Raw genomic sequence first — 15,576 nt, forward strand, 5'->3', positions numbered from 1 at the left:
CTTGTCGCTTAACGGCATGTTGTGCCCTCGCCCGCTCGTAAATAGACGCCCTGATGCATTTCTAATGCGGCACCCGTCACCGAGTCATTTACTCTAGCAAGCGTGTCCCAGGTCATTTTTACGCAACCTGACTTATTTATTGCTGCGGTGCCGGTGGTATCACTAAAAATATTGCCGCCGACCACTTGCACTGACTTAAAGCAATCACGATCTTTGACATTGCGCTCATTCAATTCCGAGCGCATTACCGGTGCCGACCGTAAACAGGTTGGCGGCGGCACTGTGCCCGCCATATCGGCAAGTCCGTCACCATTAAAATCGATATCAATAACACTTGGCCCAACGGGTAAAGGTAGTGCGAAATTATTTGGATTGCTGACGTAGGTTTCCAGCGCGTGGCGAGCAGCTAATTTTGCCTCCATGCGATATTGCTGATTACCGGCAATTTTGAAATTGATATTACTGCCACCAATCATGCTCACGACGATCACGCTGAATACCCCGAGCATTATCAGCACCACGATCAGCACGACACCTCGCTGGGCTTTATCGCTAGCGATTGTGTTATTCACTTTCACGCACTCCCCCAACATTGGGCACACTAATCACCGAGGAGTAGACTTGGCGCTTAAAGCCATCACTAAAGGGCCCGCTGCGGCTGCTTCGTCCCATATCGTAGGTTTTAGCGGCATCGCCGCCACTGGCGGTTGCCCCCCGCACCAGCATGCTCACTCTTACTGAAACAACATTTGCCCAATTCTTCCAATCGTCCACCTGCCAGGTGCCTGCGCACGCCGTCGGCGCAGTGTCTACGCGAGGGTCGCTGACGTAACAATCTGGACTACCGTTTAAATCAAGGTCCATACCGTAGGAAAAATGAATATCTTCTACTCCAGCCACCAACGCCTTGGTGCTCAGAACGCCGCCGCTGAATTCGTGCATTTTTAACGTCGGCTTTCCATCACCGTTACCACCGCCACTACAGTCTTCACAGGGACTAATAAAATAACTGCGGACCACATAGGGCCAGGCTACCGCTAAGGTATCGCAGTCTTTAATTTGTAAGCTTAAATCGTTCTTGGCAGTAGACAACACAAAGGGCAAGCCCGCGTCACAATCTGCAATTTGTAAATAAGGAATATTGGTGCTGGTAATCGTGCTGACATCAATTTGCGTGGGCTCGACACGATGCACAACCAAGGCTTCGGAATCGCTCACCGCTTCAGTTGCGAAGCAGCTTGGCAAGGTGCTCGTTGCTGGGTAGCCCACCAGGGGCGCAGGCATCTGTAACGGCGACGCCGCAAAGCCAAGATCCGATATATTTGTGGCATTAGCGCAAGGGTCTGGCAGCGTATACGTTGCCACGCCCACCCCAGGATGATACATGCCGTAAAACCCGGCCAAAGCGATATCCTCGCTCAATAACTGAAGGGCATAACGACCATTTTCAATTTGATCTGAGGTATTGGCTAAGGCTGAGCGTGTTGAACTCACAGACGCCATAAGACTAATAATGCCCAGCAACATGAAGGCGCCTAAGCCAAGCGAAATCATGATTTCGACTAAGGACATACCCTGCTGTTTAGCCAGTAGCCTGGCGCGTTTCGCCATCATGACAGCCACCCTATACGCACAATAGAACTCACTATTCGCCGCTGCTTTTCATCACCAAAAGCATTAAGGCCACAGGTATTATCGGCGGGCGGGGCCACCGTTTTATTCATGCCCTGCCACGCGACGGTGATGCGGTAGGTACGCTCGGCGGCACTCACTTGCACAATGCAACCTCTGGCGCCGACCATTGCACCACTGTTATTACTGCCCGACTGCTCAGACACTCCATTCAGGGCATTATTCCATGCCGTAAGATCCGCGGTGACCATGGCTTTTTCTGTCGCAGAGCCACTGGTGCAGGCGGTAAACGTCGACACCCCGTAGCCTAACGTGGCCCCCGTGCTGCCGTAGGAATAGCACTCGACCACCCCGCGATTCGCGTTCATGCGGTCGGTCATATCTTGCAGTAAGTTCAGTGCCTGTAAGCGCTGATAGGCCTCGACCTCTTGCTGGACGGTACGCACCATTAAACCCGCGGCGCCCATTACCCCCACCAACAGCACCACCAGCGCCACCAGCACCTCGATAAGCGTAAAACCACGCGCCTTACGCCCTGCCGCTACGCTATTCATTAACAGCTCCCCGATTCACTGCTGGGCTTACCGCTTAAGGAAATCGACACACATTTGCTGCGACTCGCGGTTCCCGAGCTGGGTGCTAAGGTAAATTCGGCGGCGACACTGGCGCGACCGTTGCTGCCATAAATAACGCTTGTTACCCCACTGCTCACCGTAATTCCGCCAACACCATCGACCGTCCGCAATACCGCAGTACCGGCGCTAACTGTCCAGCCATTGGACCAGCCACCAGCCGCTTGCGCTACCGTTACGTCGGTATTTCGGGTTACCGCTTCACTACGCGCTAAATTTATTGCACCAATTAAATCGTTGCTGGCGCTGCGTACCCGCTGATTCTCCATAAAAACATTAAAGGACGGCGCGGCGATCGATGCCAATATCGCAACAATTGCCAAGGTGACCATTAGCTCAAGCAGTGTATAACCGCGCTTTAAATTCAATTCCAGCATCGGCTTGCTCCGCTGGCGTGACCTTTCTCACCCTGACTATTTAAGGTCAGCGTGCCGCAGCTATCGCCGCTTTGTGTGCCGCTAGATTTAGGTGTCGCCGTGATGGTGTAACTCGGCGGCGCGGTTGTGTTATCGCCCGCCGTCGTAACGGTGTAATTGGTAGCAACTTCGCTTGGCGGGCTTGCGCCTAGCGCCGTCATATCTGCAGCGTAGGCGCGGGCATCTAGAAAGCGGCGCTCTTGCAAATTCGCTACTTCAAGGAGATAACTCGTTGCCGCCGAACGATTCGCGCGCTCAACATAATCGCGATACGAAGGCATAGCGATCATAGAAATGATCGCAATTATCGCGACGGTAATCATTAGCTCAATCAAAGTGAAGCCGCGTTGCCGGGCAGAAACATTCATGAGAAAAAAGCATCCTGTAAATTGGGCGTTTACAGGCTAAACCGCCGCCAGCGCAATGTCAGGCTGATTCCGACAACTGGTCGTTTTTCAACGACCAGCGGCAGGCAGCAAGGCTAATTTGTATCGTTAGGTGAAATAGCGCTGACGTAGACGCTCTCTTAGCGCCGCCAGCAATCGGCAACCGTTTTACTAGAACCAGATGGCTTATCGAGCAAGGCCAATTGCCCAGTTTCATTTAACGTAAAGTTACCGCAGGCGTCGCCCACCATGGGGCCGCTGCGGGTTGCCTTAAGGGTAAAGGTATTATTTGCGGCAGCCGTTGCCGCTATAGTGTAAAACGCCGTGCCACTGTCGGGCACCCTGCTAACAAAAACAGCGGGAAGCGCGGTGCCCCCAGAGGCTGTTGTATAGCGGCCATTAGCCGAGTAATAGCGCTCTAGGGCCTGGGCACTGCTAAAGAGCGCATTAGTTGCTTCGTTACGCCGCGACTTAGCAATTTGCTCTTGATAACTGGGATAGGCAATTGAAGCCAGTATCCCAATTATCGCAACAGTGATCATCAACTCTACTAAAGTAAAACCCAAATTCCGTTTCACACATATACTCCTCATTGAAACTGCCGCCATGACTGTCTACCTAATAGCTCACCTTCACCGGCAGACTCAGTGACCACACCGATTGTCCCGCTGCTGCCAGAGGTATATTTATATTCAAGGTCGCCAGCGCCAATAATGCCCGGCGTTTTTATCATTTCGTCACTGCCACGGCCGCTGATGGGGTAGTACTTACCTTCAAACAAGATTTGATCTAGCTCATCAACCTTGCCATCGGCATTTACATCTAAGGCTGGGCTGCTCAAGCGCCCACCATTGTTCGCATCTAGTTCCATTAACCAGCTCCGGCCACCGTAACCACAGGCATCGCTATTCGGAATAATGCTAGTAAAAATAATACGGCCATTTCGCAGTATTGGCTTTGATACCGCGCGTTCACCATTTGCGACCCCAGATGGCGCCAATAGCCGCAAATGCCAACCGTATACCGGTGTGCTAGTTGCACTATTATTGCTAACCAAGCGCACCGGGAAGGCACTACTGCTGCCGTCAGTAAGCGTCCCGGTATTTTCGTAAACCACGGTTTGGGTAACTAAATCGCCACGATTAAGCACTCTAGCGCCGACATCTCTTATGCCGTAAAAATCTTGTATTTGTGGACTGCTGCCCACGACGGCATCGGCGTATTCAAAGTATTTACCCGTTCCAAAATACACCATGTAACCGCTTTCTTTGTGAGATCCAACCGTGGGTCGCACCGTAATTGGCTGCGCAAGGCCATTATTATCCACGGCCTGAAAGAGTGGTTTAGGAACACTGCCGTCTTTAAACGCAACATCCCATGTTGCAATTGAATTACCAGTAAAATCAAACTTCCACAGATTACCTTTTAAATCGCCTGCATAAACATAGTCAGTTATGCGGTCGCTATCAACATCGACGGGGACCGGTGTCCCCAGCCCATTACCGACGCCACTAACACCGGTATCGATTGCCTTTAATACGGCGCCTGTCGCCAGATCTACGACAAATAATTTCACATTGTCACCAGAGGCGTAGCCATTACCAAAAATGGCAACCCATTTATTTTCAGCGTCCAAACGCGCAATTACTGGCTCGCTCATGGCAACACCAAGCTTGTCGGTGTCTAACAACGATGTCGCTTTCTCCCACAGGAAATTGCTCTTGGTTAACGAGGCCGGATCGGTAACATCAATGGCAAACACCGACTTGCCACCCGCACCCATGGACCCAATCAATACGGTTCGCCACTGACCGTTAATATAGGCATCGCTTGCCCGCGGCGAACCGTCTACTGTGTAGCTGTGCACATAAGCAGGGTCGGTCAGCGCCGCTAATTTCGGAAAGCTTGCCACCGGCAAGTAGGCGAATTTTTCTTTGCCCGTCAGCGCGTCAAAGCCGTGGAGCATGCCATCGTTAGCACCAACATAAATCATTGATGTGCGAGACTTCTTCGCATTCAAAAAGGTTTTATAACTACTGCCTTCAGTGCCGCTCAAAACCCCAAAACCATAGTCCGCTAAATTGTCGACAAAATAGGGATCTGAATTAATGATATCGCCCAATGGAGTGGAGCGCTGACGCAAGGTAATGCCTTCCTTGCTCTTGTCCCCACGCAGCCACGACAGCCGATCTAATGCGGTCGTTGGCGAGCCACCGGCAAGCAACGCCGTCTGTAAACTTAAGGAAAGCGCATTATAATTACTTCCCGTAAAGCTAATAGCCGACGTCACTAGAGTACCCGGCGCGCCCAAGCCAACAACAATATTACGAGTGGCGGCACTGGCAATACTGTTGTTATTGGAATCCCAGGCGACCCCTTTCAAACTGCCGTCAGAATTTAAATTGTAGGCGACAATTCGACCAGCCCAATCCAAACTATTAAAACTCGCCTGATACACCAACGTGCCCGAATCCAAGCGTGTTGAGTTAGAGGCTATTGACGACGCCGACGATTTACTTTGGCTAGTAATGGTGTCCAGTACACCAGACAAGTCGTTGGCAAATTTAGCAGGCTCTGCCGCGCTAAAGAATCCGCCGCGACTGTTCACTCCAGCATGTAATAAATCATCAATTTTATGGGCGTCGGCACTGGTTGGATTTGGCCAATCGATATTGGCGCCACTCTTTATTGCGGCAAATGCCGTCGCAGGATCAATCGTACCGGCCACACCCAAGCCGACACCAAAGGTAACCATATGCTGCCAGAAGGCCGGATTATCTTTCGTCTCCGCAAGCGTGTTGGGCATATCGTTGCGTAAATCATTTTTCCAGTAATACATTGCCACATCAGCAAGGGTGTCGCTGCGACTGTCTTTAAACGGCGAAACCGCTTTGTACTGATAGCTTTGCCCCGCAGACCCGGTATGGGTCGGGTTATCTGTACCGTCGTTATTATTACCGCCAGCGCCAGACACGGAACTTCCAGACCAATAACCGTCCGTCATTAATACCGTGTAATTGCGGCGACAAGACAACTGCGTACTGGTGTCATTCGTGCCGGGGGTAGCACCCCAAGGCCCTTTATTATCGGTACGTTTATAGTAAGTGCCGACAGCATCAATAGCACGCCGCAAAGGCGTACCTGCACTGGGAATATCTCGACCATATAGTGCGTCATAAAACGCATCTCGATCACTGCCAGCAAACTTCCGCACGCCTTTAACAACAACCTCAGAGTTCACGCCATCTACGCTAGTACTGGACTGATTTATACTACCAAAGCCAATTCGTAAACCGCTGCTTTGGCTAACAAAGGCAAAGCCGGAGCCCGCTCTCGCCATTGACACTCGCGAACGATAATAGGTATACCAGTTAGCGAAGTTTTGAATTTCCTCAGCGTAAGTACACACCCCCAATGAGGCCGCCGCGCAGTCGTCACGCTTTTCCCGGCCGTGACCAGTGAAGGTTTGACCCGATCTAATTTGCTTCCGCTCGTAACTCGCCCAATTCCAATAACTGCCGCTGCCCTTGTACCAAAAATAGGTTGCCGGCCAAAATGTTTTAATACTATTGGTACTGGTGCAGCTATCATCACTCTTGCAACTAAACCAATAATTACTATTGTAGTTGCTATTATCTACCGTCAAATTTCGACAAAACGCGGCATTTGGTAACAGCGTCGTGCGCATTGGATTATGCAGTGCGCACACCGGATTTGCATTTGGGTAGCTACTATTATTCGATTTTATCCATGGGTAATAGGTGGAGGATGGATTGTAATAAAGACTATTAATTTGCGGTGAACGCGAGCGCGCATTATAAGGATCGTTATCGTCAACGGTAGGCACATAATTTGAATAATCACTGCCACCGTAAATACCATTTGCACGAGGAAATATATAGCGACTACTCCCGGCGATGATATCATCAGGCATTAATTCAAACTGCATAGACCCAGAGTCATCTAACACATACATTACATTGGGCGGTATAGATTGAGTCAAAAACAGTGGCGCTTGTGCAATACCCTCTAAGCTTGTTGACACGGGATCGGTGCACCCCAACTTTTTACCTTCAACAGTTACCGTCGCAATGCATGTATAAGAATTACTATTACTATTCAAGACTGTCAATATATTGCCGCTAGTACGAAACGCTGAACTTGGGCAGCTACTCGCATTACCGCTTTTTAAAACATAACTTACGACTCGGTCAATACTGGAAAGCGTCGAGTAAACATAACTGTCGTTACTATTATTCTTCCCAATATCAACAATAGAGGTTTCTGTCACGGTGCAAGACACTTGCGCTGACGCGGGTAGCGAAAAGCCCGCAGCCATCACAAACACGACCGCAAGCAAGCCTATTTTTTTGCCTACGCTTGCTGCATATTTATTTTGCTGTTGCATGAGCTTTCCCCTACGCATATTGCGCGCTGTGATCCTTGTGTAAAGCCGACAATGGCTCTTACAATTCTTGTCGTTTATACGTGGTAGCGAGAACCACCATACTGCGATCACTATACCCATAACCACGGGCAATGATTCGATAAAAACCATCGCGAGAAACCGGGCGATCGGAATCCAGCACATCATTTTTATTACCGGCTCGGTTCAATTGCTGAATAATATATTCCGGCTGCTTAGCGGCATCAGGTATTTTATTTTGCAGGCTTAACCAGCCCTTAGAATCATAATCTGACCATGCTGGATATTTGCAGGCTTCGCGAGTATCCGCGGGATCTGGACAAGATTGATAAAAGCCGTCTGTACCGTCAAAACCTGGCAGCACGCCACTGCGCAGCACCCCTTCGGCAGTGCGCAAAGCGGCTTCGGCAGACTGAAAGGCAATGGTATTTTCCTTCATATTACCCGCCATACGCTCCTGCAAGGTTGCAGTTTGCATAGAGGCGATGCTGATAATGGTCAAAATCAGCATAAATACCAAGCTCACAATCAAGGCCGCGCCGCGCTGCGAGCGGTATGGTCGCCAAGTACGTCGAGCTAGGCCATTCATTGCAACCGATTCCTGATAGTAAATACATTGGTAAATACCTGACGCAGACGGCCATCGTTATTGGCGACCAAATCGCCAGAGGCATCGCTGAGTTGCTGCGCATCAGCTGCGCCCGTTCTACCCACCACATTGTCTTGCGAGCCATACATAATTAGCTCAATGCGCACGCTCAATACCGTTGCCCAATCGGCTACCTCTGCTGCAGTCTGATATACATCGACCGCGCGATCAGCATTGGTGTCTACACCATAACTCAGCTGCATATTTTCGATACCTTCCACCAACTCGATCGGGGCGGTCGCCACGCCACCAGATGTTAACGTTAATTGCTGGAAATACAGCGCATTAATCGGGTTGCCCGCCGAGCTTTTTCGGCCAGTATCGGCAATAAAAAAGTCTATTACTTGGAAGCCAAACACTTCGGCTTCGCCCGTGTAAATTTTACTCAGCTTATTATCTGAGTTACTGCCATTGGCATGAGCCAAGGTTGTTTGCCCCTCGCCTTTCTTTTTTGGCGTATTCGTAATCCGAAACATATCGCCATTTAAGCAGTCGGTGACCATGACAAAATCTTCTTTAACAAACCCAACGGAGTTGTCTTCAATTTTGACGTTCGCATTATCAGGCGACAAATTGCCAGTGAGCGTAATGAATTCGTCCGAGGCCCGCTTTATTGTCACTCTATCGGTACCTACCACCGCTGACATAGCATCACTCGCACCCACATTATCCACGCCAACAAGCGCCGTACCTGGCGAGAAAATAGCAAGACTTGTCGGAAGAGCAATGTTATTGAAGCCTGCGGCGCCAATCGAGCTGCAGCCCATATAGCCTGCCATCCGAATTTCGCGGGACAAGAAGCGCATAGCAAACCGTGCGTTCTCTTGAATTTGCGCCATTGAATCCAGCATTTTAGAGCTGGTACTGGTCGCCAAAAATACCTGTATAACCGCCGTGCTGAGCAAAATGCCCAATGTCACTGCAATCATTAATTCAACTAACCCGAAGCCGAGCTGTTTAACACGCTTTAATCTCATGCTCAGAACTCCGTCACAAATACAAAGCTCTGAATATTACCGCCACCGGCTAATCGTGATTTACTCAAACGTCCTTCATCCCATTGCACAGTGACTGTAATGACATTGCCATCGCGACTTATTGCACCATCACCTTCCGGCAAACGCAGAGCTAACTCAGCCAACCATTCTTGCAAGTCTATGTCGACAATGGTGTCGCCCTCTGGCGCATCATCGTCAACGGCTAAGTCATAGCGCCCTGCCAGCGCAAGCGTTCTATTTGCTCGCATTCGATCTGTTATGTCGTTAGACAGGAATACTGCGGCAGACCGGATATTGGCCACTTGATTAAACTTGACCGAATTTAATTGCAATGCAGAGGCCCCTAGCACCCCTGTTGCCGTAATAAGCACTGCAATTAACACCTCAATTAAGGAAACGCCGCGCTGCGTATAACGACTCATGGGCAAACCCGATCCGTAATCGTGACCTGACCACTCGCGGTGATATTGATATCGCGATCATGACTGCATTTTTCCGGCTCACTGCGATAGCTTAATACCACCGCTTTTGAATCCTGGATAAAGCCTTGATTATCAAAGGTCACACTGTTCACCGTGGAAGTCCCAATTTTAGCCGTGATTTTGGCGCTGGTTTTTATTGGCGGCGTTTCCTTGAACGCCTCACCGGCGTCAAAGCTGCCGTTGTCATTCAGGTCAACCCAGGTTTGCCAACCTTTAGCCCAGTCACCACCGTTAGCGGTTAAAATAACCGGGCGTGCCCTAACTACCGCTTCAGAACGCGCCGCCACAAGTGCCTTTAACATCGACTGGACATCCGCTCGCTCGCGAGAGTTACTAATAAAGGTGCTAAAATTGGGAATGGCCACCGTCGCGAGCACAGCAACCACCGCAACAGTCACCATTAGCTCGATAAGGGTATAGCCTGCCACCAATGCATTCCGACGCAACATCCCAGATCCCTTGATATCCTTGACTTTCATTTAATCTTACGTAAAGTTATTTGCTACGGGCTTGACTCCAAATAGGATCAAGAATGAACAATATCCCGTGAAATATAGTTCCTAATATACTTTCTCGCCAATAACATGCAGTTTAAGCCAGTATGGAAAGGAGTCCATAATGGAAAACCGAGGGGTCACCCTGATCGAACTGATTAGCACCTTGGCAATCAGTGCTATTTTAGGCCTAATTGCGGTTCCGGCCATGAGTCATTTTATTCAACAGCAGCAGCTGCGGAGCGCCGCCTACAATCTTTATCATTTATTGACAAACGCCCGCGCCACGGCCATTTCACAGCAGCAGCGGGTCAGTGTTTGGAATCAAAATGGTGACTGGCGCAGCGGCGTCGAACTGTTTGTCGACAGCAACGACAACGGTCAACGAGAGAATACTGAGACTAGCCTGTATACCGCAACAGACCACGAAAATATTTATATTAGTGGCAACCGCTGGGTAGCTAACTACGTTTCTTACCTGCCCAATGGCCGCGCAGCCACTGCCAGTGGCGCGTTCCAAGCTGGCACCATAAGTCTGTGCAAGTCTGGTTTAAATGACAAATATCAGCTGGTTATCAGCATTGGTGGGCGGCTGCGACTGCAAAAATCCCCAAGTAACAGCTGCCCATAGGTAGCCATCGCATATTTTACGAGATATCGATTAAACGCAATTCTTTAGGCAGTGAAAACGTGATATTTTCAGGGCGACCCGCTAGCTCTACGGGGGCTTGCGCGCCGAGTTCACAAAGCCGCTGCACTACCGCATGGACCAGCACTTCCGGTGCAGACGCCCCAGCGGTAATGCCAATACGGGGATTATCAGCCAGCCACTCACTGCGAATATCGGTCTCACTGTCGATCAAATAGGCCTTGCAGCCTATGCGCTCAGCCAGTTCGCGAAGCCGGTTGGAATTAGAGCTATTTGGCGAGCCCACCACCAAGACCAAATCAACCTGCTCGGCCAAGGTTTTGACAGCGTCTTGGCGATTTTGGGTGGCGTAGCAAATATCGTCTTTACGCGGGCCTTCAATATTAGGGAATTTACTGCGCAGCGCGTCGATCACCGCAGCCGTATCGTCCATCGACAGGGTAGTCTGAGTAACAAAAGACAGGCGGTCAGGGTTTTGCACCTCTAGCGCCAAAGCCTGCTCAACGTCCTCAACCAAGTAGATATCACCACCTTGAGCGCCGCTGTACTGGCCCATGGTGCCCTCTACTTCGGGGTGACCTTTGTGGCCGATCAACACGCACTCGCGGCCCTCGCCACTAAAATGGACCACCTCCATATGAACCTTGGTTACTAAGGGGCAGGTGGCATCAAATACTTTTAAACCACGCGTTTGCGCTTCTTTGCGCACCGCTTGCGAAACGCCGTGAGCACTGAAGATCACGATTTTATCGTCGGGTACTTCAATAAGCTCGTCGACAAATACCGCTCCGCGTTGGCGAAGATTTTCAACCACAAACTTATTATGAACAACCTCGTGGCGAACATAGATTGGCGCGCCAAAGACGTCTAAGGCCCGATTCACAATTTCGATGGCGCGATCTACCCCGGCGCAAAACCCCCGGGGGTTAGCCATCATAATCGGCATTTTATTGCTTGTGCCTACCACTACATTCACCTTATTCAATTACACTTAATTGGCCGGAGCCTGAGCCTGCGCGCTTACCTTCAGAATTTCAACTCGAAAGGCGAGGCTACGACCAGCCAAGGGATGATTGAAATCAACCATAACCGATTCATCGCTCACTTCACTGACCACGCCGGGCAATTCCGCCCGCGCTGCATCGGCAAAGGAAATCACCACCCCCTCCTCAAGCACCATGTCGACCGCAAACTGACTGCGGGGAAAGCGCTGAATATTAGCCGGATTGCGCTGACCAAAGGCATCTTCTGGCGCCAGGGTAAAGGTTTCGCTCGCACCCGCACTCAAGCCAAGCAACTTGGCCTCAACACCGGGGAGCAAGCTGCCGTCGCCATAGTTAAACGTAGCGGGCTTACCGCCAAAGGTAGAATCGACTTCATCGCCATCAATAATACCTAAAGCGAAGTGCAGAGTAATTTCAGTGCCAGGAGCAATTTGCATATCAGTCATTCAATAGAATCCACACATCCCTCAGGATGATTTTTCAGTTTCGGGATTTAAAAACATATCGAGCAGCAACAGCACTGCGCCAACACTAATGCCCGCATCGGCAATATTAAAGGTGGGGAAATAGTGGTGATCCCAATGTACCGAAATAAAATCGATAACATAGCCAAACCACACACGATCCCACAAATTACCCAATGCGCCGCCTAATACCAGCGCCAGCGCCAGCGACAATAGCCATTGTTCACGCTTGAGGCGCTGCAGCCAGACCGCAATATAAATACTTACCGCCAGCGCTATGACCGAAAAAAACCAGCGCTGCCAACCACCTGCATCGCTCAAAAAGCTAAATGCCGCGCCACGGTTATAGTGCAAAGTGATATCTAAAACCGGCAATACCGGGTGGGGTTCGGCGTAGCCCAGCGTATTGTTGGCAAGGTACTTCGTGATCTGATCCACGACAATAACCGCGACCACCACCAACAGCCAAAACACCCTGCTGCGCCGTTCAGCGGCCTGTTCGAAACTCACCCCCGACTCAAGCATAAAACCGCACTTCGCCATTGCCGTCGACGTTATCAATACAGCGGAAGCACAATTCAGGATGCTCTAAAGATTGACCGACTTCTTCACGATGATGCCAACAACGACTGCATTTCTCGCCGTCACTGGCGGCGACGCGCACCTGCAAACCGTCAACATCGGTAGCCACTGCCTCATTGGCGGCGGACAGCGGCGCTAAACGTGCAGCAGAACTAATTAAGACGAAGCGCAACTCATCGCCCAATTTAACCAAGCTGTTCATCAGGCTCTCATCGCAGAATAAAGTCACCTCGGTGGCCAGACTGCCGCCAACCAAGCCTTCTTTTTTGGCGCCTTCCAATACTTTATTAACCGCTGACTTAACCGACTGCACCGTTTCCCAAAAATCGCTGTCCATTTCTGCATCAGCATCCATACGGCTCAAACCCTGATACCACTCCGCAGCAAATACGGTGCCGCTGCGCTGTCCTGGTAGGTGTTCCCACAGTTCGTCGGCAGTAAAACTCAGTATTGGCGCAATCCAGCGGGTCAGCGCCTCAGCAATATGGTACATCGCCGTTTGCGCCGACCGCCGGGCTAAGCTATTCGCCTTGGTGGTGTACTGACGATCTTTAATAATATCCAGATAAAAGCCGCCCAGCTCCAACACGCAGAAATTATGTAACTTCTGATAGATCAAATGGAATTGATACGCCTCGTATGCGGCGACGATTTCATCTTGCAACTCGGCGGCGCGGTGCATGATCCAACGATCCATGGCCAGCATTTCGCCAAGTTCAACGGCATGCTCCTTCGGTTCGAAACCTGCCATATTGGCAAGCAAGAAACGCGCGGTGTTGCGGATGCGACGATAGGAGTCAGCGGTCCGCTTAAAGATTTCGTCAGAAACCGTCATCTCATTGCGGTAATCGGTTGCCGCCACCCACAGGCGTAAAATATCGGCGCCCAAGGTGTTCATGACTTTTTGCGGCGCAACCACATTGCCGACGGACTTCGACATTTTACGGCCCTGGGCGTCCACGGCAAAACCGTGAGTAAGTACGCTCTTGTAGGGTGCGCAGCCATTGGTCGCCACCGAGGTCAGCATAGACGACTGGAACCAGCCGCGATGCTGATCCGAGCCTTCTAAGTACAGATCAGCAGGGAACTGCAAATTATCGCGCTGCGCTAAGACCGCGTAATGAGTAACGCCAGAGTCGAACCACACATCGAGGGTATCGCTCACTTTAACGTAGTCGCTGGCGTCGTCACCCAATAGCTCGCTGACCTCAAGGTCGAACCACGCTTGAATGCCAGCTCCCTCAACCCGCTTAGCAATTTCTTCGATCAGCGCTGGCGTATTGGGATGCAGTTCGGCAGTGTCTTTGTGAACTAACAGGGCAATTGGCGCGCCCCAAGTACGCTGACGCGATACACACCAATCGGGGCGCTCTTGCATCATCGACTCAATACGCGCACGGCCCCAGCCGGGCATCCAGTTAACGGCATCCACTTCCTTCATCGCGGTATCCAGCAGTCCGTTTTGCGTCATGCTGACAAACCACTGAGGTGTGGCGCGGAAAATAATCGGGCTTTTATGGCGCCAGCAATGGGGGTAGCTGTGCTCCAAAGGCTTATGCAGCAGTAAACGGCCGCGCTCAGATAAAGCCTCAATCACATTGTCATTGGCCTTAAACACATGCTGACCGGCAAATAACTCGGTGTCTGGCAAGAAGGTGCCGTTGGCGGCAACGGGGTTATACACTTCTAGGCCGTAAGCCTTCCCCACCACAAAGTCGTCTTGACCATGAGCTGGCGCGGTATGGACGGCACCGGTGCCGGCATCGGTCGTCACGTGGTCACCGAGAATCACCGGCACCTGGCGGCTGTAAAGCGGGTGATGCAGCAGCAGATTTTCTAGCGCGGCGCCCTTGCAGCGCCCAACAATCGTAAAGTCTTCAACACCATAGCGCGCCATAGCAGACTCGTGCAGCGCATCGGCAAGGAGCACGACAATAGTCTCGCCACTGTTGCGGGTGTATGACACCCACACATAATCCAGCTCGGGGTGCAGGCTCACCGCCATATTGGCGGGAATAGTCCACGGCGTGGTGGTCCAAATGACCAAATTTAACTCGCCTGCTGTGTCCGCAGGCAAGCCGCCCGCCGCGAGCATCGCAGCGCGATCTACCGCGGCAAAAGCGACGTCAATCGCTGGTGAGGTTTTGTCTTTGTATTCCACTTCGGCTTCGGCCAGGGCCGAACCGCAATCCATACACCAGTGCACTGGCTTAAAGCCCTTGTGCAAGTGGCCATTGTCGACAATTTTGCCCAGGGCGCGAATGATATTGGCTTCAAAGCCAAAATCCATAGTGAGGTAGGGCTTTTCCCAGTCACCAAAAACACCCAAGCGTTTAAAGTCTTCGCGCTGACCATTCACCTGCTTATAGGCGTATTCTCGGCATTTTTCTCGGAACGTGGCGGCGTCAACTTTTTGGCCAGCCTTGCCTACTTTTTTCTCTACATTGAGTTCAATTGGCAGGCCGTGACAATCCCAACCGGGTACATAGGGCGCGTCGAAACCGCTGAGGGTTTTCGATTTAACGATAATATCTTTAAGAATTTTATTGACCGCGTGACCAATATGAATATCACCATTGGCATACGGCGGGCCGTCGTGAAGTACAAACTTTTGCCGCCCCGCACGGGCGTCGCGAATTTGCTGGTAAACGTCCTCTTCCTGCCAGCGCTTCAGCATACCGGGTTCACGTTGGGCCAAATTTGCCTTCATGGCAAAGCTGGTCTCGGGCAGGTTCAAGGTGTGCTTGTATTCACTCATAGTG

Annotated in this window: 16 protein-coding genes; 1 reads left to right on the forward strand and 15 read right to left on the reverse strand. The window is 51.0% G+C overall.

The window, feature by feature from the left end; translation table 11 throughout:
• Positions 1–8 precede the first annotated feature (8 nt).
• From AZF00_RS14180 to AZF00_RS14230, 11 genes are all read right to left on the reverse strand, one after another.
• Positions 9–572, reverse strand: coding sequence for a pilus assembly PilX family protein (locus AZF00_RS14180; protein ID WP_008251456.1), 564 nt, complete (start codon positions 570–572; stop codon positions 9–11).
• A complete protein-coding gene (locus tag AZF00_RS14185) occupies positions 565–1,614 on the reverse strand; it encodes a PilW family protein (RefSeq protein ID WP_008251458.1) in 1,050 nt (349 codons plus the stop codon). Before AZF00_RS14185 ends, AZF00_RS14180 begins: the two co-directional genes overlap by 8 nt.
• Positions 1,611–2,186, reverse strand: a complete 576-nt coding sequence (gene pilV / locus AZF00_RS14190) for a type IV pilus modification protein PilV (protein WP_008251460.1) — start codon at positions 2,184–2,186, stop codon at positions 1,611–1,613. The genes AZF00_RS14185 and pilV (AZF00_RS14190) overlap by 4 nt, the downstream gene beginning before the upstream one ends.
• Complete coding sequence (locus AZF00_RS14195) at positions 2,186–2,641, reverse strand: GspH/FimT family pseudopilin (RefSeq protein WP_008251462.1); 456 nt, start codon at positions 2,639–2,641, stop codon at positions 2,186–2,188. The genes pilV (AZF00_RS14190) and AZF00_RS14195 overlap by 1 nt, the downstream gene beginning before the upstream one ends.
• Positions 2,629–3,048: a type IV pilin protein gene (locus tag AZF00_RS19735; RefSeq protein WP_008251464.1), complete on the reverse strand. Its 420-nt coding sequence runs from the start codon at positions 3,046–3,048 to the stop codon at positions 2,629–2,631. The genes AZF00_RS14195 and AZF00_RS19735 overlap by 13 nt, the downstream gene beginning before the upstream one ends.
• Positions 3,049–3,206: 158 nt before the next feature.
• On the reverse strand, positions 3,207–3,644 hold the full coding sequence (locus tag AZF00_RS14205) for a type IV pilin protein (RefSeq protein ID WP_008251466.1): 438 nt from the start codon (positions 3,642–3,644) through the stop codon (positions 3,207–3,209).
• A gap of 11 nt (positions 3,645–3,655) precedes the next feature.
• On the reverse strand, positions 3,656–7,474 hold the full coding sequence (locus AZF00_RS14210) for a pilus assembly protein (protein ID WP_008251468.1): 3,819 nt from the start codon (positions 7,472–7,474) through the stop codon (positions 3,656–3,658).
• Between the two features lie 58 nt (positions 7,475–7,532).
• Positions 7,533–8,081, reverse strand: a complete 549-nt coding sequence (locus AZF00_RS14215; protein ID WP_008251470.1) for a pilus assembly PilX family protein — start codon at positions 8,079–8,081, stop codon at positions 7,533–7,535.
• Complete coding sequence (locus tag AZF00_RS14220; protein WP_008251472.1) at positions 8,078–9,118, reverse strand: PilW family protein; 1,041 nt, start codon at positions 9,116–9,118, stop codon at positions 8,078–8,080. The genes AZF00_RS14215 and AZF00_RS14220 overlap by 4 nt, the downstream gene beginning before the upstream one ends.
• A gap of 2 nt (positions 9,119–9,120) precedes the next feature.
• Positions 9,121–9,561: a type IV pilus modification protein PilV gene (pilV, locus tag AZF00_RS14225; RefSeq protein ID WP_008251473.1), complete on the reverse strand. Its 441-nt coding sequence runs from the start codon at positions 9,559–9,561 to the stop codon at positions 9,121–9,123.
• Entirely contained in the window at positions 9,558–10,070 is a 513-nt protein-coding gene (locus tag AZF00_RS14230; RefSeq protein ID WP_008251475.1) for a GspH/FimT family pseudopilin, read from the reverse strand. The genes pilV (AZF00_RS14225) and AZF00_RS14230 overlap by 4 nt, the downstream gene beginning before the upstream one ends.
• 169 nt (positions 10,071–10,239) lie before the next feature.
• On the opposite strand from AZF00_RS14230, the gene AZF00_RS14235 reads away from it, so the two are divergent.
• Positions 10,240–10,746, forward strand: coding sequence for a GspH/FimT family pseudopilin (locus AZF00_RS14235; RefSeq protein ID WP_008251477.1), 507 nt, complete (start codon positions 10,240–10,242; stop codon positions 10,744–10,746).
• A 16-nt stretch (positions 10,747–10,762) separates the two neighbouring features.
• Here AZF00_RS14235 and ispH read toward each other — a convergent pair whose 3' ends face one another.
• The 4 genes from ispH to ileS are packed head-to-tail and all read right to left on the reverse strand — an operon-like array spanning position 10,763 to position 15,572.
• Positions 10,763–11,710 (reverse strand): 4-hydroxy-3-methylbut-2-enyl diphosphate reductase, encoded by a 948-nt coding sequence (gene ispH, locus AZF00_RS14240; protein ID WP_008251478.1) that lies wholly within the window; start codon positions 11,708–11,710, stop codon positions 10,763–10,765.
• Positions 11,711–11,755: 45 nt separating this feature from the next.
• Entirely contained in the window at positions 11,756–12,214 is a 459-nt protein-coding gene (fkpB, locus tag AZF00_RS14245) for an FKBP-type peptidyl-prolyl cis-trans isomerase (protein WP_008251479.1), read from the reverse strand.
• 21 nt (positions 12,215–12,235) lie between these two features.
• Complete coding sequence (gene lspA, locus AZF00_RS14250) at positions 12,236–12,757, reverse strand: signal peptidase II (RefSeq protein WP_008251480.1); 522 nt, start codon at positions 12,755–12,757, stop codon at positions 12,236–12,238.
• Positions 12,750–15,572: an isoleucine--tRNA ligase gene (ileS, locus tag AZF00_RS14255; RefSeq protein WP_008251481.1), complete on the reverse strand. Its 2,823-nt coding sequence runs from the start codon at positions 15,570–15,572 to the stop codon at positions 12,750–12,752. Before ileS ends, lspA begins: the two co-directional genes overlap by 8 nt.
• Positions 15,573–15,576 lie beyond the last annotated feature (4 nt).

The sequence above is a fragment of the Zhongshania aliphaticivorans genome (genome assembly GCF_001586255.1).
GTDB classification, from domain to species: domain Bacteria; phylum Pseudomonadota; class Gammaproteobacteria; order Pseudomonadales; family Spongiibacteraceae; genus Spongiibacter; species Spongiibacter aliphaticivorans.